The sequence below is a fragment of the Gluconacetobacter sp. genome (assembly GCF_047721585.1).
GTDB lineage: Bacteria > Pseudomonadota > Alphaproteobacteria > Acetobacterales > Acetobacteraceae > Gluconacetobacter > Gluconacetobacter dulcium.
Genome location: NZ_JBDNXE010000011.1, coordinates 38,794 through 56,524, shown reverse-complemented (window position 1 = coordinate 56,524; position 17,731 = coordinate 38,794). Strand labels below are relative to the sequence as shown.

15 protein-coding genes and 3 tRNA genes are annotated in these 17,731 nt (G+C 64.9%); 16 read left to right on the top strand and 2 right to left on the bottom strand.

All coding sequences use genetic code 11. From position 1 onward, the window contains the following. The first annotated feature begins 104 nt into the window (after window positions 1-104). From ABF821_RS04165 to ABF821_RS04150, 4 genes are all read left to right on the top strand, one after another. On the top strand, window positions 105-1,073 hold the full coding sequence (locus ABF821_RS04165; protein ID WP_415529132.1) for a mitochondrial fission ELM1 family protein: 969 nt from the start codon (window positions 105-107) through the stop codon (window positions 1,071-1,073). Between the two features lie 81 nt (window positions 1,074-1,154). Next, window positions 1,155-3,059, top strand: a complete 1,905-nt coding sequence (locus ABF821_RS04160; protein WP_415529131.1) for a hypothetical protein — start codon at window positions 1,155-1,157, stop codon at window positions 3,057-3,059. A 68-nt stretch (window positions 3,060-3,127) separates the two neighbouring features. After that, a tRNA-Val gene (locus tag ABF821_RS04155) sits at window positions 3,128-3,202 on the top strand. A 287-nt stretch (window positions 3,203-3,489) separates the two neighbouring features. Next, entirely contained in the window at window positions 3,490-3,846 is a 357-nt protein-coding gene (locus ABF821_RS04150) for a YidB family protein (protein ID WP_182975025.1), read from the top strand. Window positions 3,847-3,874: 28 nt separating this feature from the next. On the opposite strand, the gene ABF821_RS04145 is transcribed toward ABF821_RS04150, so the two are convergent. Continuing rightward, window positions 3,875-4,759: an N-formylglutamate amidohydrolase gene (locus ABF821_RS04145; RefSeq protein WP_415529130.1), complete on the bottom strand. Its 885-nt coding sequence runs from the start codon at window positions 4,757-4,759 to the stop codon at window positions 3,875-3,877. Window positions 4,760-4,957: 198 nt separating this feature from the next. Between ABF821_RS04145 and ABF821_RS04140 the strand changes: the two genes are divergently transcribed. After that, a tRNA-Val gene (locus ABF821_RS04140) sits at window positions 4,958-5,032 on the top strand. A gap of 101 nt (window positions 5,033-5,133) precedes the next feature. Here ABF821_RS04140 and ruvX read toward each other — a convergent pair. Further along, window positions 5,134-5,613: a Holliday junction resolvase RuvX gene (ruvX, locus tag ABF821_RS04135; RefSeq protein ID WP_183009162.1), complete on the bottom strand. Its 480-nt coding sequence runs from the start codon at window positions 5,611-5,613 to the stop codon at window positions 5,134-5,136. A gap of 76 nt (window positions 5,614-5,689) precedes the next feature. Between ruvX and gatC the strand changes: the two genes are divergently transcribed. From gatC to mobF, 11 genes are all read left to right on the top strand, one after another. After that, window positions 5,690-5,977 carry an Asp-tRNA(Asn)/Glu-tRNA(Gln) amidotransferase subunit GatC gene (gene gatC, locus ABF821_RS04130; RefSeq protein ID WP_182975027.1) on the top strand — a complete coding sequence of 96 codons (288 nt, stop codon included), beginning with the start codon at window positions 5,690-5,692 and terminating at the stop codon, window positions 5,975-5,977. Further along, window positions 5,977-7,461, top strand: a complete 1,485-nt coding sequence (gene gatA / locus ABF821_RS04125) for an Asp-tRNA(Asn)/Glu-tRNA(Gln) amidotransferase subunit GatA (RefSeq protein WP_183009228.1) — start codon at window positions 5,977-5,979, stop codon at window positions 7,459-7,461. Before gatC ends, gatA begins: the two co-directional genes overlap by 1 nt. Then, on the top strand, window positions 7,461-8,909 hold the full coding sequence (gene gatB, locus ABF821_RS04120; RefSeq protein WP_415529129.1) for an Asp-tRNA(Asn)/Glu-tRNA(Gln) amidotransferase subunit GatB: 1,449 nt from the start codon (window positions 7,461-7,463) through the stop codon (window positions 8,907-8,909). Before gatA ends, gatB begins: the two co-directional genes overlap by 1 nt. A gap of 95 nt (window positions 8,910-9,004) precedes the next feature. Then, window positions 9,005-9,097, top strand: a tRNA-Ser gene (locus ABF821_RS04115). Window positions 9,098-9,234: 137 nt separating this feature from the next. Then, a complete protein-coding gene (locus ABF821_RS04110) occupies window positions 9,235-10,446 on the top strand; it encodes a tyrosine-type recombinase/integrase (RefSeq protein WP_415529128.1) in 1,212 nt (403 codons plus the stop codon). After that, on the top strand, window positions 10,412-11,359 hold the full coding sequence (locus ABF821_RS04105) for a hypothetical protein (RefSeq protein ID WP_415529127.1): 948 nt from the start codon (window positions 10,412-10,414) through the stop codon (window positions 11,357-11,359). The genes ABF821_RS04110 and ABF821_RS04105 overlap by 35 nt, the downstream gene beginning before the upstream one ends. A 100-nt stretch (window positions 11,360-11,459) precedes the next feature. Further along, entirely contained in the window at window positions 11,460-11,666 is a 207-nt protein-coding gene (locus ABF821_RS04100; RefSeq protein WP_010513390.1) for a helix-turn-helix transcriptional regulator, read from the top strand. Window positions 11,667-11,782: 116 nt separating this feature from the next. Beyond that, window positions 11,783-12,292, top strand: a complete 510-nt coding sequence (locus ABF821_RS04095; RefSeq protein ID WP_415529126.1) for a hypothetical protein — start codon at window positions 11,783-11,785, stop codon at window positions 12,290-12,292. Window positions 12,293-12,499: 207 nt separating this feature from the next. Continuing rightward, window positions 12,500-12,865 (top strand): hypothetical protein, encoded by a 366-nt coding sequence (locus ABF821_RS04090; protein ID WP_258367907.1) that lies wholly within the window; start codon window positions 12,500-12,502, stop codon window positions 12,863-12,865. Further along, the gene (locus ABF821_RS04085) at window positions 12,862-14,751 is read left to right on the top strand and encodes a type IV secretion system DNA-binding domain-containing protein (RefSeq protein ID WP_415529125.1); all 1,890 of its coding nucleotides are present in this window, start codon (window positions 12,862-12,864) and stop codon (window positions 14,749-14,751) included. The genes ABF821_RS04090 and ABF821_RS04085 overlap by 4 nt, the downstream gene beginning before the upstream one ends. Continuing rightward, entirely contained in the window at window positions 14,751-17,543 is a 2,793-nt protein-coding gene (gene mobF / locus ABF821_RS04080) for a MobF family relaxase (protein ID WP_415529124.1), read from the top strand. The genes ABF821_RS04085 and mobF overlap by 1 nt, the downstream gene beginning before the upstream one ends. Window positions 17,544-17,731 lie beyond the last annotated feature (188 nt).

The window sequence follows — 17,731 nt, the reverse complement described above, 5'->3', positions numbered from 1 at the left end:
TTCCATGAGGGGATACCGTGTGTGGCGGTCCGGGGGAAGCAAAGCGAATCTCCGGGGCGGGTCGTGGCATTGACGGTCGGCCGGGATGGACGGCAGATGGGGCGATGAGCACGCATGACGCCCCTTCTGTTCTGCCCGCCGCGGATCGCGCGGTGGCGGTGGTGGCGGAAGACCTGGCCGGGATGCGGTCGCAGGCGTTCGGGCTGGCGGCGCGGGCCGGGCTGGAGCCGTTTTTCTGCTCTGTGCGGGCGCGGGGCCTGTGGGGCCGGGGGCCGGCCGCGTGGTGGCCGGCGCCGCTGCGGGCCGTCGATCCGCTGGATGCGGGGGCGGCGGGGCTGGTCTTCAGTGTCGGTGGGACCGGGGGCGCCGTGGGAGCCGCGTTGCGGGCGCGCACGCGGCGTGTGGTGCAGATTCAGAATCCGCGCATGCGGCTGGATCGCTTCGATCTGGTCATCGCCAACCGGCATGATGAAATCAGTGGTTCCAATGTCCTGCTGTCGCGCACCGCGCTGCATGGGGTCTCGCCCGAGCGGCTGGCGGCGGCGCGGGCGGTGTGGTTGCCGCGTCTGGCCCATCTGCCGCGCCCGCTGGTGGCCGTGCTGCTGGGCGGTTCCAACGGGCGGTTCCGGCTGGATGAGGCGGTTGCGGCCCGGTTGGCGGGGCAATTGGCGGACATGATGCGCCGTGACGGAGTCGGGATGGCGGTGACGCCGTCGCGGCGGACGGGCGAAGGGGTGTGCCGGATCGTGCGTGAGGCGCTGGCCCCTCTGGGGGGCTGGGTGTGGGACATGCAGGGCGACAATCCGTATCTGGGGTTGCTGGCCTGCGCCGATGGGGTGGTGGTGACGCAGGACAGTGTCTCGATGGTGTCCGAAGCCGTGGCGGGGACGGCGCCGGTGATGGTCGTCGATCTGCCGGGGCGGTCGCGGCGGATCGGGCTGTTTCTGCGGGAACTGGCGGTGGCCGGGCGCATCCGCCGCTTTTCGGGGCGGATGGAGGCGTGGCCGGTGGGGCCGCTGGACGATACGATCGAGGTGGCGGAGACGATGCGGCGGCGGTTGGGGCTGGGCTGAGGTTCCGCACGGCGGTCGGTGTCCGCAACCTGTCGAAACGGTATGATTTCTGGGGGCGGGATTATGCGGTATGGAATCCCCATGCTGGACATCCATACCTATGACGCTCAGGCGGGCGGCAATGTTCTCTACAAGGCGCTGGCGCATCCGCTGGCGGCCGAGGCGCTGGCGGGACTGGCGGCTTCGGTTCGCGCCGCCGGGCCGGTGGCGGTGTATGACCCCGAGGGCATGTTCGCCATGGTGCTGGCGCTCTGCCCCGGTGCCGCCGATGGGCTGTCCGGCCTGGGCGTGATCGAAGGCGTGTATGTCCATGATACGCAGCGCGTCGGCCGGCCCACGGCGGCCGGTCCCGCGCGGGCGCTGGTGGATCTGCCGCTTGCGGCGGTCGGGGCGGTGCTGGTCGTCAGTTTCGATGGTGCGCGGGTGCGCGATCGGATCGCGCATCTGCTGCCCGACGGGGCGCGGGTTTTCGCTCTGGACGGCGTGCGGTTGCCCGATACCCTGCTGACCGTGCCGGAGCGGTATCTCGACCGGCTGAATTTCGCGACCAATCATGCCTTTTTCCGCGATGCGGAGGGATTGTCGACCCGTCTGGTCACGGCGAATTACTGGGCGCGCTATGGGGCGACGGACGTGCGGCTGTGGCTGCGGCTGTTCGGGGCGCGGGGCGAGGTGCTGGCCAGTTGGGAAGAGGCCGTGCCCGACGGTGAAAGTGCGATCGTGATCGACAGTCGCGCGGTGCGCGCGCGGTTCGGCCTGCCGCCTTTCGTCGGGCAGTTGTTCGTGCATGCCATCGGCGTAGCGGGGCACGACGTGGTGAAATATGCGCTGGATACCTATGGCACCGGGGATAATCCGAGCCTGTCGGTGACGCATGACGCCAATGCCTGGCCATCGGACCGCTATGCCAACCTGCCGGCCCCGGATGTGGGTGAAGAGGTGGTGCTGTGGGTGCAGAACAGTCACGCCGTGCCGATTCCGGCCGGTGCGATGGCGCTCAACCGCATGGGGGACGAGCGGCAGGTACCGATCATGCGTGGAATCGGCCCCTATGAAACGGTGGCGATTCCTGTGGCCGCGTGTCTGCCCGACCTGCGCTGGCCGGCGCAGATCGAGCTTCGGTCGGGGCGGTATCTGGTGCGGCCTCGCTATGAAGTCACGCAGGCCGCGCGGACGCGCATCGCCCATCTGAACGTGGAGCGCGCGGATCTGCGGCCCGATCCGGGGATTGCGGACCTGCCGCCGAGTCTGGGGCGGGGATATCTGCTGCCGTTCCCGATTCTGGACCCGGCGCGGTTTCGTACGGTGGTCCAGCCTTCGCCCATGGCCGAATCGCAGGGGACCCTGCCGCTGCGGCTGGATTGCTTCGATGTCGAAGGGCGGCTGACCGGCCGGAAATTCCTCGGCTGCCTGCCGCGAGGCCATGACCTGGCGCAGGATGTGGCGGAACTGGGCGTGCCAGAGGGGCATGGGGAGCTGGTCTATGATTTCCGCGATGGCGGCGAGGCCGATGGCTGGCTGCATGCGCTGATCCGGTTTACCGCCCGGGAGGGTGGCCATGCGGCCGAGACCAGTTTCGGAGCCCATATCTTCAATACCGTCATGACCTATCTCGGCGAGCCGCAATCATATTCCGGGCCGCCGCCGGGGCTGACCACACGGCTGTTCCTGAAGGGAGGGAACGGGTTGGGCGAGGCGTTCTGCTGCCTGATCTACCCCGCTTCCGCCAACTGGCGGCCGTGGTCGCGGACCGTGCTGAGCCTGCATGACGGGCAGGGGCAGGCGGTGGCGAAGGCGGATCTGGAGATCGCCTGTTCGGGATCGGCGATGGTCTGGCCGCATCGCCTGTTCGGCGCGGCGGCGATCGCGCGCGCGGGGATGGGGGGGTATGTCATGATCCGCGACGTGACGTGCCGGCTGTTTGGCTATCACGGTGTCATGCGGGCCGATGGCGCCTTCTCGCTGGACCACATGTTCGGGTTTTGAAGAATGTGTGACGGGGTGTCTTGCAGCCCGGTGGGAGATCCATTATGAGGTCCCCACCGGGCACGGATGGGTGCGTAGCTCAGCGGTAGAGCATCGCCTTCACACGGCGGGGGTCACAGGTTCAATCCCTGTCGCACCCACCATCCGACCGGAAAAAACCCGTTTAAATCCTGCGATCTTGATCGAGTTCGATACGGCTGTCGGGCCGCGTCGGCCGTGGACATGTGTTTGGCGTCGCGATTTTTCTTGACACTTAAAAGTGATCTGAGCCATCAAAAATGGGTTGCAGCGTTTCGTTTGAACGGCTGCTTCTTGGACGTTTCCTCCCTAAACTTGGCGGTGCTTCGGCACCGTCTTTTTTTTGTCCGGGCCCCTTGGCCGATCCCTGGCGGTCGGCCTCTACTGAACCAATCGGCATTGAAGGTGGATCATGGCGGGACTTTTCGACGGACTGGTGAACAAGCTGACGGAACTGGCGGACAGCACGGGGCTGACCGATCAGGTGCATCAGCATCTGGCCGACCTGACGTCGGCCAACGGTATCTCGACCTTGCTGGCCCAGGCGGAACAGGCCGGACTGGGGGACAAGGTGCGGTCTTGGATCGGCACTGGCGAGAACCTGCCGGTGTCGGCCGACCAGTTGCGTTCGATTCTCTCGAACCAGCAGGTGCAGGCGCTGGTCGACAAGACGGGCCTGCCGGCGGCGACGATCCTGCCCGCGCTGGCGCAGTTTCTGCCAGCCGCGGTCGATCATCAGACACCGGGCGGCGCGCCCCCTTCCGCCTGAGCGCCTCCGCGCATTTTCGGTCAGGCTCTCAGCCCGTCCGGATGCCGGACGGGTGGGCCAGGTCGGTGGCGATGCCGGCCAGCGTGCGCAGCAGTGCGGTCATGACGGTGCGGATGTCGCCGAACCCGGTGTTCGGCGTCAGGCCGTTTTCATCCATATAGAGCGCGCGGCCGATTTCGACCTGGAGCGCGTGGCACCCCGTTGCGGGCCTGCCGTAATGGCGCGTGACGTAGCCGCCGGCATAGGGGGTGTTGCGGTTGGTCCGGAACCCGTGGGACCGCAGGCAGGCCTCGGCTGCCTCGGTAAGGGCGGCCGCGCAGGACGACCCCCAGGCGTCACCCAGCACGAAATCCGGCATGTCGTACGCGCGCAGGCCGGTGCCGGGCATCGAGTGGCAATCGACCAGCACGCAGACGCCATGGGCCGCGATCTGGGCCGCGATCAGGGCCGACAGGGCGGCGTGATAGGGAGCCCAGAAGCGGGCGATTCGGTCCGTTGCCTCCCGAAGCGGCAGGCGGGTGCGGTAGATGGGCGCGCCGGATGCGGAGATGCGGGGAATGACGCCGAGGCCCGCGCGGACCCTCGGCGTGATGGTCGTGCGCTCGGGGGGCATGGACTCGGTGAACATCGTGGGGTCGAGTTCATCCGAATCGCGATTCACGTCGCAATAGATGCGCGGGAAGGTGGCGTGGATCAGGTGGGCGCCGACGCCGGGGGCGCCGGCCAGCAGTTCGTCGACGCGGAAATCCTCGCTGCGGCGCAGGAGCGTGCGGTCCAGGCGCGACAGGGTGAGGAAATCCTGCGGGTAGGCGTGCCCTGAATGGGGGGAGGCGACGACCAGGGGTACGCCCGCGATCAGGGGTGGCACCAGCACGAAAGGGCTGGGAGGCGCTTCCGATGTCGTGTCCGGCATCGTGTCCGATATCATGTCCGATTCAGGGGGGACCGGGGAGGCCGTGTGCGTCACGCGCGGTCATCCGGCGCGGTGGGAAGGATATTATCCTTCTTTTTTAATGTGTTGGCGGAAACGGTCACTGGCTCGTCATTTTTTCCGTACGGATGGGTTGCGCAACGCCGGTTGCCCGGCTAGAAGCCTGTTCACCGAACGGATGGGCGCATAGCTCAGCGGTAGAGCACTACCTTGACATGGTAGGGGTCACAGGTTCAATCCCTGTTGCGCCCACCATCCTTCGGGCTCCCTTTCTGAAAAAAAACGATAGAGATCGTCTGAAAAGACGATCGCCGCGTGAGCGGGCCGCGGAAGCGGCGCGTGGGGCGCGCGTGTTTTCAGGCAGGCTCCGATCGCGTGGCCGAGGCGTCCAGCGCCGCTTGCAGCATGTAGGCGGCCGCCAGTTTGTCCACCAGTTCGGCGCGGCGCTGGCGGGTGAGGTCGGCGTCCTGGATCAGCATGCGGTTCACCGCGCTGGAGGACAGGCGTTCGTCCCACATCGCGGCGGGCAGGCCGACCAGGGCCGACAGGTTCAACATCCAGTCATGTGCCGCCTGGGCCGCCGGGCCGAAGCTGCCGTCCATTGACAGCGGCAGGCCGCAGACCAGGCCCCCGACGCCCTCACGCGCCGCGATCCGGCCGATTTCGGCGGCGATGGCGCCCAGCTTGCCGCGTTTGAGCGTGCCGTAGGACGAGGCCAGCATCAGCAGCGGGTCCGACAGGGCGAGGCCGATCGTCTTCTGGCCGGGATCAATGCCCAGCAGGCGTTGGCCGCGACCCAACTGGGTGCGGATCTGGTGCATGTTGAACAGGGGCATGGTCTGGGTCTATGGTCCGCGCGGTATCCTGACCGGCAGGATATTCCCCCCAGATGATAATGGAAAGTTGTGCTTCATGTCGCTTGACCCCGCGACGGTCCGACGTATCGCCAGATTGGCACGGATCGGTATCGACGAGTCCGACCTGCCCGCCCTTCAGCGGGAACTGAACGGCATTCTCGGCTGGATCGAGCAATTGAACGAAGTCGATATCGACGGCGTCGAACCCATGGTCGGCACCGGGCACGCTGCCCTGCGCATGCGCGAGGATGTGGTGACCGACGGCGGCGTACGCGATGCCGTGCTGTCGAACGCGCCCGATGCGGCGGGACCGTACTATACCGTGCCGAAGGTGGTGGAATGATGCTGACCGAACTCACGATCGCCGCTGCCCAGGGGGGGCTGCGTCGCCGCGAATTCTCCGCCACGGAACTGGTGGGGGCGCATGTCGCGGCCATCGAGCGGCTGAACGGGCGGCTGAATGCCTTTATCACCGTCACGTCCGACCTGGCGCTGGATGCCGCGCGGCGGGCCGATGCGATCCTGGCCGGCGGCGAGGACGCGCCGGCGCTGACCGGGATTCCGCTGGGGATCAAGGACCTGTTCTGCACCGATGGCGTGCGGACGACGGCTGCCAGCCGGATGCTGGAAGACTTCGTGCCGCCCTATGAAAGCACGGTGACGGCGAACCTGCTGGCCGATGGCGCTGTTTTTGTCGGCAAGACGAACCTGGACGAGTTCGCCATGGGCTCGGCCAACATCACCTCGGCCTTCGGTTCGGTGGAGAATCCGTGGAAGCGGGCGGGGGATGAGGCGACCGTGCTGGTGCCCGGCGGGTCGTCTGGCGGGTCGGCGGCGGCGGTGGCCGCGCGGCTGGCCATGGGAGCGACCGGGACCGATACGGGCGGGTCGATCCGCCAGCCTGCCTCCTATTGCGGCATCGCGGGGATCAAGCCGACCTACGGACGGTGCAGCCGCTGGGGGACGATTGCCTTCGCCAGTTCTCTGGATCAGGCCGGGCCGATGGCGCGTACGGTCGAGGACTGTGCCATCCTGCTGCAATCCATGGCCGGTTTCGATGTGCGGGACAGCACCAGCGTTGATATCGCGGTGCCGGATTATCGCGCGGCCTGCGGCCGGTCGCTGAAGGGCATGAAGGTGGGTATTCCCGCCGAATATCGTGTGGCGGGCATGCCTGCCGAGATCGAGGCGGCGTGGGAACAGGGCATCGCGTGGCTGCGTGACGCGGGATGCGAGATCGTCGAGGTGTCGCTGCCCTACACGAAATACGGTCTGGCGACCTATTACATCGTGGCGCCGGCGGAATGTTCGTCGAACCTTGCGCGCTATGACGGTGTGCGATTCGGCCGCCGGGTGCCCGGTGAGTCGCTGGATGCGCTGTATGAGGCGACCCGTCGGGAAGGGTTCGGGGCCGAAGTGCGCCGCCGGATCCTGATGGGGACCTATGTGCTGTCGGCCGGCTATTATGACGCCTATTATCTACGGGCGCAGAAGGTGCGGAACCTGATCCGCAAGGATTTCGAGAATGCGTTCCGGACGGTGGACGTGCTGCTGACGCCGACCGCGCCGTCGCCCGCCTTCGCGCAGGGCGAGAAGATGGATGATCCGGTGCAGATGTATCTGAACGACGTGTTTACCGTGCCGGCCAGCATGGCCGGCGTGCCGGCGATGTCGGTGCCTGCCGGGTTGAGCGCATCCGGGCTGCCGCTGGGCTTGCAGGTGATCGGCCGGTCGTTCGACGAGGAATCGGTTTTCGCGGCGGCCAGTGCCCTGGAGCGGGCGGCGGGCTTCACGCATCGTCCGGCCGTGCGCGCGGAGGTGGTGTGATGACCTATCTGATCGAAGGGCGCGACGGCCCGTGGGAACTGGTGGTCGGGCTGGAAGTCCATGCCCAGGTCATCAGCCAGTCCAAGCTGTTCTCGGGGGCTTCGGCCTCGTACGGTGGCGAGCCGAACACGCATGTCAGTCTGGTCGATGCCGGGTTTCCGGGCATGCTGCCGGTCATCAACCGGGAGTGCGTGGCGCAGGCCGTGCGCACCGGGCTGGGGCTGAAGGCGCGGGTGAATCTGGAAAGCCGGTTCGACCGCAAGAATTATTTCTACGCGGACCTGCCGACGGGGTACCAGATCAGCCAGTTTACGCATCCGATCATCGGCGAGGGTGCGGTGGAGATCGAACTGGCTGACGGTTCGACGCGCATGATCGGCATTACCCGCCTGCATCTGGAACAGGATGCCGGCAAGTCGATGCATGATCAGGACCCCGCGCGTTCGTTCATCGACCTGAACCGGGCGGGTGTCGCGCTGATGGAGATCGTCAGCGAGCCCGATATCCGCTCGCCGGAGGAAGCGGGGGCGTATCTGCGCAAGCTGCGCATGATCCTGCGGTATCTGGGCACCTGCGACGGCAACATGGAAGAAGGCTCGATGCGTGCCGACGTGAACGTGTCGGTTCGCAAGGCCGGGGAACCGTTCCGGACGCGCTGCGAGATCAAGAACGTCAACTCGATCCGCTATGTCATGCAGGCGATCGAGGTCGAGGCCGTGCGGCAGGTGGAAATCTGGGAAAATGGCGGTTCGGTCGATCAGGAAACGCGCCTGTTCGACCCGGCGCGCTCCGAGACGCGCTCGCTGCGCAGCAAGGAAGATGCGCACGATTACCGCTATTTCCCCGACCCTGACCTGTTGCCGCTGGTGATCGAGGAGGCGTGGGTTCAGGATCTGGCCGGGAAGCTGCCGGAACTGCCGGATGCGAAGCGCCAGCGTTTTCAGGATGAATATGGCATTCCGCGCTATGACGCGGGCGTGCTGGTGGCCGAACAGGCGACGGCCGATTTCTATGAGACGGTGGCGCGCGGGCGTGATCCGCGGCTGGCGGCGAACTGGGTGATCGGCGATTTCTTCGCGGCCCTGAACCGCACCAGTCGCACGATTCAGGATAGTCCGATCAGTGCGGATGCGCTGGGTGGGATGCTGGACCTGATCACCGATGGCACCATCAACGGCAAGATCGCCAAGGATGTGTTCGAGGAGATGCTGGAGAGCGGTGAGTCGGCGGCGGATATCGTCGAGCGCAAGGGGCTGCGGCAGGTGACCGATACGGGGGCGATCGACGCTGCCGTGCAGGCGGTGCTGGACAAAAACCCTGACAAGCTGGCGGAATATCGCAGCGGCAAGGACAAGCTGTTTGGATTCTTCGTCGGGCAGGTCATGAAGGCGATGGCCGGCAAGGGGAATCCGGCGCTGGTGAACGAGGCGCTGAAGAAAGTGTTGTAATCGCCGGGGAACCGGCGGTTTGGGGTTTGACGGCGCTGTGGTGACAGTCTACAAGCAGCGCTGCAAACGCCGTGTTGATAAACACGCTCCTCGGCGGAGGGGTGGCCGAGTGGCTGAAGGCGGCGGTTTGCTAAACCGTTGTACGGTGTCAAGCCGTACCGTGGGTTCGAATCCCATCCCCTCCGCCAATTCCCCTTTTTATTCAATGTTATAGCCTGCCAAAAATGGCGGAATTCTGCGGAATTCACGCCATTTCGTGTTGCATGCTGATGCATGGAATTGCATCCTATCCCACATCTCGCGTGGTAAGAAGTGTGGGATAAAAATGGGGCGTCTTTCAGCAACAACCGTCAAGGCCATCAGGGAGCCGGGTCGCTATGGCGATGGCGACGGGCTCTATCTCGTCATTAGCCCACGGGGTGGCAAATCCTGGGTCTGCCGGGTCCAGAAAAACGGCAAGCGGCGTGACATCGGCCTCGGCAGTGCCAAGAAGGTATCTTTGGCATTGGCGCGCGAACGAGCCGTCAAGGCGCGGATGCAGGTTGAAGTTGGCCTTGATCCCGTGGCCGAGCGCCGCAAGGAGGCGGGCATCCCGTCCTTCCGTGAAGCTGCCCTTGAGGTCTACGCGCAGAACAAGGCGACCTGGAAGAACAAGAAGCACCGGGCTCAATGGCTGACGACCCTTGAGACCTATGCGTTCCCGCTGATCGGCGATGTGTCGATCGCCGATCTTGACGGTCATCATGTGCGCGAAGCAATCGCCCCGATCTGGCTCAACAAGCCTGAAACCGCCCGCCGGGTTCGGCAGCGGATCAGCAACGTCACGGACTGGGCGATCGGCAAAGGCTACCGCACGCTTCCCCTGCCGCTGGCAGCAATGGATAAATCCCTTCCCAAGGCGAAGACCAAGACCGTTCATCACACAGCGTTGCCCTACGCCGAGGTGCCGGCCTTCCTCACTTATCTCCGATCGGGAGATTCGATCGGGCGCCTGGCTCTGGCGGCTCTTATCCTGACCGCCACACGCTCTGGGGAGATCAGGAGCGCCACATGGGATGAAATCGACTTTGAGAACAAGCTCTGGACGATTCCCGCCGAACGGATGAAAGCAGGGCGGGAGCATGTCATCCCTCTCTCGTCGCAGATATGTCACGTCTTCAAGCTTGCGCAAGGTTATCGGGAGGCACGAAGCCAGCTTGTGTTTCCTGGCCAGCGCGCGGGCAAGCCGTTGTCCGATATGACGCTGACCAAGATTTGCCGCGACGCGCGAATCGCAGCGGTTCCTCATGGCTTTCGTTCATCGTTTCGCGATTGGGTCGCCGAGGAAACCCAGTTCGACGGCGATATAGCCGAGATGGCGCTTGCCCATACGATCGGCAATAAGGTTGAAGCCGCCTATCGGCGTGGTAATCTTCTGGAAAAACGGCGTATTTTGATGGAAGCTTGGGGAGCGTATTGTTGCCAAGAGAAATACCGAGACGAGGGGAATGAAAGCAGTCCGATTGAGCTTGCTCGCAGCCCAGAAGCTGAACCCTGATAATCTGGAAAAAGGTTATCAACTGGTTGATCAGGCGATTGTCGATCTGAAGAAAAAATCTGATAGGGCGTTCAGCTTCTTCATCGCTTTATTAGTTGTATCTTTCATTGTAAGCTTGGCATCTGGGATTCTTCTATTTTCATTTATTTTTCATCATCCAAACTCTCCTGCCTATATCACGTATCTCATTTTATTTTTGAGCAGCTTTTTCGTGATGGTATTTTCCGCGACCGGCATCAGATGGTTTCAAACCAGAAAATTTTTGTTTGTCAAAACGCCCTACGATGTTGTGCTGCCCGCAGAATTGGAGCGGCTTATGTCGGACCTGCGCAGCGGGCGGCTTTCCGCCTATACGAGCGCCGGCTACGGCAATACGATCCTCAGCGCCGTGCAGGCGCCCGATGGTGTCCTGCTGGATGGACGGATTTCGCCCGAGACCTTTTCCAACCGCTACTCCCCATTGCTCCTCTCCCGCCAGGCAAAATTCTGGGCGCTGTTCTGGCTCTCCTTCCGTAGGTCGTTCACCCGTCCGATCTATGTGGTGCCAGATACCGTGCCGGGTGGTGATGAGGCACCGTGCCTCAACACCGATCCGCGCTTCCGTTGGCTGGTCGGCGGTACGATGCCGGAATTCATGACCAATCTCGACGCGTTTCTGCGCGAGAATATCTCTCCCGACGATCAGCCGTGGTATCGGACGGCGTTTACCGTTGCCAGGCGTGAAATGCGAAAAGGCGCTCAACATGGGGCTCTGGCTGCCGCGATCAAGGTCATCAAGCAGGAACTCGTGGTGTCGCTGGGCAGCGACCTGGGTCCGCAAGGTGGCGATTCGACCTCATCGCTCAAGGCACTTTTGAGCGGCAGGCAGGGGCGGAAAGATATCAAGGGATATTTCGACCCCAGAGGCTCCTGATTGGTCCTTATTGCATCGGATAACGTTGGCTAACGGGCTTTTTTCACGGATTTGAAGCGGTTTAGCGTCCACGGCACGCCATCAAACAGGATGCCGTCCGATGGACCAGAATGCCGCCTTCACCATACTGCTGACGATCGACGATGTGATGCGCCTGACCGGTTATAAGAGTCGGTCAAGCATTTATCGCCTGGTGCGCCAGAAGCGCTGCCCGCCGCCCGTGGTGATCGGTGGCGGGCGCGTCCGCTGGCGCGCAGGCGAGATCGAACATTGGCTCCAGGGCCTCCCGATCCAGACCTACATCTGACCGCAGGCACGGCGCGGCCCCAGCCATTTGGGGGCGGTCCACGCCGCGCCTGCTCCCGGACTTCCCCCGACAATCCCGTTTCATCGTGTTTCGCGTGATTCACGAAAGGATACCCCATGCCCATTGTCCGCGCTATGCTGGACTGGCTTCACCTTGGCAACCGGGTCACGCTACGTTTTCGCGTCCATCCCCGGATCGCCCTCGAAGCCCTCCCGCTGATCGAAAAACTGCTCGCTGATACCCCGGACGGCGAGACCTACCGATGCGCAATCGCCTTCTGGTGTCATGCCGTGCGCCCACCGCTTGTCGTCTATCGGGGGGATACTTCAACTTGCCGGATAGACGGCCCGTTGCAGGCGGCGGCGCGCACCTACTTTCCTCTGGGCGGCCTGATCGAAACGCCAGGCGTGACAGCCCATCTGACACCCTTCGAGGCGAACGCGCTGGACCTGCGTCTTCGGGAAGCGATCGAGCTTGTGATCCGCGCCTGGACTGCCGAGCATGAGCTTTACGATCTGCCGCCCGCCGATCCCCATTTGGACCGTCGGACAGCGGATCGCGAGGCCCTTGTCCTGATCGCCCATTGGGCTGCCCAGCATCGCCGGGAGGGCGCGGATCATGCGTGATCCATGGGGGTTTTTCCATGTGACCAGCGGCCCCGATGCTGCGCATCGGGCCACAGAAAGAAGAACACACCTCACGCACTGGCCTGCGGCGGTTTTCTGCCGTTTTTCGAGGGTGCGATCGGGGTGCGCCTGCCTTCGCGGCGCGATATGTGGCGGATTTCCGCCCTTTTGCGCGCGTGCGGATCGGGTGCGGCTGGAGCGGTGGCCATGAGGCACGTTCAGCATTCCGTCCGCCTGCCGATCGTGCTGGATCGGACACTCCGGCAGCTTGCTACCCGGCGCGAGATGACCCCGTATGCCCTGTTGCAGGACTGCGTCCGCATCGGCCTCGCCTCCATGACGCAGGAGGGCACGACGGGACCAATCTCCGCCGAACTGGCGGAGGAACTGGGGCAGATCAGCGCGCGGATCGTCCATGTCGAGCGCCTGACCGAGCGCGCGCTGTACGTGTCCTGCGCCGCCTATGTCTTCGCCCGCGCCGCAGCCCCCACCCGCATCGACGAGACCCGTCTCACCGACGACATCAATGCAGCCTTCCAGCGCCAGCTTGCCCTGGCGGGAGACACCCCATGACCAGTGATCTCGACCAGCAGGCGCATGCCCGCGCCCTGCGCGCCATCCGCCGCGCCCAGAGCGCCGCACGCTTTCGTGCTGGCTTCCTCGTGACCAGCCTCGGCCTGCTGGCCGGTGGCGGGCTGATGGCGGCCGCCACCACCTCACCCGAAGAACTGACCGTAGCCGGGCAGTTTCTTCTCGCCGAGGCCCAGCGTCCCATTATGGCCATAAGCCATCGGGATGCGCCGATGATCGTCATCCTTGATGGCCGACGCTATGAGACCGGTGCCTACGAGCTGCTGGGCAGCGAAGACGTGCAACATCGCGTCCTTGGCCTGATCGAACGCACTGGCCTGGGTGGTCTGCTCGGCATGGGGCTGGGTATCGGTGCCTTTGCCCTGACCGAAGGTCGGCGGCGGCGTAAACGCGCACAGGAACTGGCCGACCGCACCATCGCCGGCAGCCGGGTCGTGTCTGAAGCCACGCTGGCGGCGGCCACGGAGAATACAGACGATCCCGCGCCCCTGCGGCTGGGCAGCGTCGCCCTGCCGCGCGCGATCGAGACGCGCCATCTGGCGATGATCGGCACCACGGGCGCAGGCAAGACCACCGCCCTTCGCCAGCTTCTCGACGTGATCGAAGCCCGTGGCGAGGCAGCGCTCGTTTATGACACGTCGGGAGATTTCGTCGCCCAGTATTACAACCCCGTCCGGGGCGACATCCTGCTCAATCCTTTCGATGCGCGGGGCGTGTACTGGAACCCGTTCGACGAAATCCGCCATCCCGCCGACGCCGCGCGGATCGCCCGCTATCTGATCAGCGAGACGGGAGACCGGGACCGCGATGTCTGGCTCGAAACGGCCCGTATCCTCGTGGCCAACATCCTGCGTGAACTCTGGGAGGAAAAACGCGGCACACCGGCGCGGCTGCTCGATACGCTGCAATATATGTCCAGCGCGGATATGGAGCGATGGCTGGCTCATACCTCCTCGGCGCGAACCTTCGCCCAGGACGCCGAGCGCGCCACGGCCAGCGTGCTGTTCATGCTCGCCAAGGCGGCCAACCTGCTCATGTTCCTGCGCGCCGAACCGGCACAAGGCGGCGAAGGCTTTTCCTTCGCCCGCTTCTTCGCCGGGTTCGACAACCACAAGGGCCGTCACCCGTGGATTTTCGTGCCACGCAAGGAGGACCATTTCGAGGCCATCAAACCCCTGATGGCGCTGTGGCTGGAATGCGCGGCCTCGGCGACGCTTGGCTTGCCGCCCTCCGATCGCCGCCGGATGTGGTTCCTGCTCGACGAGTTCCCGGACCTGCCGCGCGTGGACAACATGACCCGCCTGCTGCCGCAGGGGCGCAAGTTCGGCGCGGCCGTGATCCTGACCTTCCAGGCCATCGACCAGATGCGCAGCCGGTACGGAGAAAAGGACGCCGAAACGGTGCTGGGAAGCTGCAACATCAAGCTCTTCCTTCAGCTCGCCGATGTCGAGAGCCGGGAGTGGGCGTCGAAGACGATCGGTCAGGCCGAGGTCGAAATCCAGACCCTTTCGGCCAATCTAGATCCCAAAACACGGAAACCGCAGATCACGGTCGGCACACGACGCGAGGTCCGCCCGGCCGTGATGGAAAGTGCTTTGCGCCTGCCGCCCGGCTGGGCCTATCTCCTGTTGCCCGACGGCTTGCCGGTGGCCCCGATCACGCTCACCAACGCGCATATCATCGCGCGGGGCGCAGCCGGAACGCCAGCGTTCGAGCCGATCGGCCTGGATCAGACATTGTGGAAACAGACGCGGCCGGACGAGCCGAAGGCCGGAAAGGAGAAGAAGGAGGACAAACCCACCGGCGAGGCCCCGGCATCGAACCGCCCCGCCCGACGCAACCCGGCCTCCAAACCTGGTCCGGTCTGATGGTCGCCACCCTGTCGGCCCTGACCAACGCGGCCCAGGCGGCGAGCTACTACGAGGCCGACGATTATTACGCCGAGGGTGGCCTCGCCCCCTCCGAATGGCAGGGCAAAGGAGCGGAGGCGCTGAAGTTGCAGGGCGCGGTCGAACACGACCAGTTCTCCCGGCTTCTGGCAGGCCGGGTCGCGGATCAGCAGCTTGGCGCGACGCGGGAGGGCGAGATCGCGCACCGACCGGGCTGGGATTTGACCTTCAGCGCCCCGAAATCGGTGTCGATCCTGGCCGAGGTGGCGGGCGACCGCCGCCTGATCGAGGCGCATGAGCGCGCGGTCAGGACCGCGCTGGGACTGGCCGAAACCCATTTCGCCGCAACGCGCATCCGAGAGGACGGAGAGGTCCGGCGTGAGACGACGGGGAATCTGGTCATCGCTACTTTCCGCCACGGCACCAGCCGCGCGCTCGATCCGCAGCTTCACAGCCATAACATCATTCTCAACATGACCCAGGATGACGGCGGGCAATGGCGGAGCCTGGAACCCCGCGCCTTCTATCAGTTGCAAAAGCAGTTGGGCGCGATCTACCGCCAGGAACTGGCGGGCGAGGTCCAGCGTCTGGGCTATGCGATCGACAAGGGCAAGGACTCCGGCTTCGAGATCGCGGGACTCGACGCGGCGACCTTGGAAGCGTTCAGCCAGCGATCCCAGGCGATTGAAGCGCATCTCAGCGAGCGCGGGACCAGCCGGGAAGAGGCGAGCGCCGCCGAGAAGCAGATGGCGGCACTCGATACCAGACAGGCCAAGGAGGCCGTGCCCCATGCCGATCTGGTCCGGGAGTGGCGCGCGGTGGCGGACTCCGCCGGCTGGAACGAACAAGCCCGGCGCGAGACGGTCGCACGGGCCGAGGCGCGCGCTCGGACCCAAGCCACAGCCCAGGACGTGGAAAGCCCTTTCGCCCGCGAATGCGCTGCTGACCGGGCGGTCGCGCGGGGCGCGTCGATGCTCGGCGAGCGGCAATCGGTCTTCGCCACGACCGCGCTGCACGAGGCGGCGGGGCGTTTCGCCTTCGGCGAGGTCGGCCATGCCGAAATCGGTGCCGCGATCGTGCGGGCGCAAAAAACCGGCGCGCTGGAAGCCCGCTCGTTCGTCGATCGCCGGGGCGCGGCCTTCGAGGGGATGACCACGGCCGCCAATATCGCAGACGAGACTGCCTTGCTGCGCCTTGAAGAGAGTGGACGGGAGCAGGTCGCACCGATCCTGCCACCTGTGGTCGCCGCGCGCGCCGTGACCCAGGCGGAACGGCGCGCGGAATCACAGGGCCACGCATGGAACGAGGCGCAGCGCGCGGCGACCACGCAAATTCTTACCAGCCGCAACCGTATCGTCGCCTTGCAGGGCGCGGCCGGCACCGCCAAGACCTCCACCGTGTTGGCAACCGTCGCGGAAGAAGCCCAGGCGCAGGGGCTTCGCGTCATGGCGCTGGCCCCGACCGCCTCGGCGGCCCAGGTGCTTGGCGATGCGCTCGGCAGTCGCGCCGACACGCTCGCACGTCATCTTCTGGCACCCGGCAAACCGACCGCCGCCGATCAGCTCTGGATCGTGGACGAGGCGTCGCTGGTGTCGGCACGCGACACCGCGAAGCTGCTGGCGCTGGCGGAAACCCATAGGGCGCGCGTGCTTCTGGTCGGCGACACGGCACAACTCGGTTCGATCGAGGCTGGCGCGGCCTTCGGGCAGCTTCAGCAGGCGGGCATGCAGACTGCCCATCTCACCCGGATTCTGCGCCAGACCAACGAGCAGGCCCGTGCGGCGGTGGATGCCAGCCTTGCCGGCGATGCGAAGAAAGCCCTGGCGGCCCTTGATTCGGGTGGCGGGCATGTCGTCGAGCATGAGGGGCGGGAAGCACGGTTCGAGCAGATGGCGCGGGATTTCGCGGCGATGGACGGAAAAGCCCGCAAGCGCGCCCTGGTCATCGAGCCGTCGCGGGACGGGCGTGACATCCTGACCGGAAAAATCCGCGAGAAGCTGGCCGGGGCGGGTGCGCTGCACGGGCCGGCGATCGAGCTGTCGCGTCTCGTAACCAAAGACATGACCCGCACCGAGGCGAAGGAGGCGAGTAGTTACGCGGTCGGTGATGTCGTCCGTTTCACGAAGGATTATGCCGATAAGGGCGTCTCCCGGCGGGATGCCTATACCGTGGCCGGCATCGACACGAAAAAGGCGGCCGTAAGCCTTACGGCGCGCGACGGACGACGCATAGACTGGCGCCTGCGGCAATGGGGGGCCACGCAATCCCAGGTGTTCACCGCCGAGCCGATCGAACTCCGTGCCGGTGATCGCGTGCAGTTCACCCGTAACGATCGGGCAGCGGGGCGGCTCAACGGCCAGCAAGGGGAAGTGATCGGTGTCGATCCCGCAGCGCGAACGGTCACGCTCCGCATGGCCAATCGCCGGATCGAGCATCTGACGCCGGACGATCCGCGCGACCGTCACATCGCCCATGCCTGGGTTGCCACGGCTTTTGCGGCGCAGGGACGCACCGCCGATCGTGTTCTGGTCCATGCCGACAGCACGGCTAGCCAGCTTGTGGATCAGAAGAGCTTCTATGTAGCCCTGTCTCGCGCCAGGGAGAGCGTTGCCGTTTATACCAATGACCGCGCCAAACTCGTGGCGGCGATTCAGGAGCGGTCGGGCGTGAAGCAGGTCGCCCTTGAATCGGCCGTGGGTATCGGAAAGGCGGCAAGCGCCCAAATAGGGGACAGGCGTGGCAGGGCGGCCGCCAAAGCCATGGCCCTGTAACTCAAATCCGTATAGCCTATCCGATGTGGGAAGATGAGGTCTCAGAGGGCTGCTCTGTTTAACGCAGGTCGCCGATATCTCTTTGTTTAATAAGGGGATCAAGGTAGGCAGATAAATGCCGTAGAAATTGGGGAACGTGACAGAATTAGCCCGCCTTGGTTTGAACGTCTTTCGATCAGGGGGCCGAC

What these genes read in the sequence shown, in the direction of transcription:
- ruvX (WP_183009162.1), bottom strand. Translation starts at nt 5,613, where the DNA reads ATGCCCCTGTTCAACATGCACCAGATCCGCACCCAGTTGGGTCGCGGC.
- ABF821_RS04100 (WP_010513390.1), top strand. Translation starts at nt 11,460, where the DNA reads ATGGACCAGAATGCCGCCTTCACCATACTGCTGACGATCGACGATGTG.
- ABF821_RS04095 (WP_415529126.1), top strand. Translation starts at nt 11,783, where the DNA reads ATGCCCATTGTCCGCGCTATGCTGGACTGGCTTCACCTTGGCAACCGG.
- ABF821_RS04145 (WP_415529130.1), bottom strand. Translation starts at nt 4,759, where the DNA reads ATGCCGGACACGACATCGGAAGCGCCTCCCAGCCCTTTCGTGCTGGTG.
- gatA (WP_183009228.1), top strand. Translation starts at nt 5,977, where the DNA reads ATGCTGACCGAACTCACGATCGCCGCTGCCCAGGGGGGGCTGCGTCGC.
- ABF821_RS04165 (WP_415529132.1), top strand. Translation starts at nt 105, where the DNA reads ATGAGCACGCATGACGCCCCTTCTGTTCTGCCCGCCGCGGATCGCGCG.
- ABF821_RS04085 (WP_415529125.1), top strand. Translation starts at nt 12,862, where the DNA reads ATGACCAGTGATCTCGACCAGCAGGCGCATGCCCGCGCCCTGCGCGCC.
- ABF821_RS04150 (WP_182975025.1), top strand. Translation starts at nt 3,490, where the DNA reads ATGGCGGGACTTTTCGACGGACTGGTGAACAAGCTGACGGAACTGGCG.
- ABF821_RS04110 (WP_415529128.1), top strand. Translation starts at nt 9,235, where the DNA reads ATGGGGCGTCTTTCAGCAACAACCGTCAAGGCCATCAGGGAGCCGGGT.
- gatB (WP_415529129.1), top strand. Translation starts at nt 7,461, where the DNA reads ATGACCTATCTGATCGAAGGGCGCGACGGCCCGTGGGAACTGGTGGTC.
- ABF821_RS04160 (WP_415529131.1), top strand. Translation starts at nt 1,155, where the DNA reads ATGCTGGACATCCATACCTATGACGCTCAGGCGGGCGGCAATGTTCTC.
- ABF821_RS04090 (WP_258367907.1), top strand. Translation starts at nt 12,500, where the DNA reads ATGAGGCACGTTCAGCATTCCGTCCGCCTGCCGATCGTGCTGGATCGG.
- mobF (WP_415529124.1), top strand. Translation starts at nt 14,751, where the DNA reads ATGGTCGCCACCCTGTCGGCCCTGACCAACGCGGCCCAGGCGGCGAGC.
- gatC (WP_182975027.1), top strand. Translation starts at nt 5,690, where the DNA reads ATGTCGCTTGACCCCGCGACGGTCCGACGTATCGCCAGATTGGCACGG.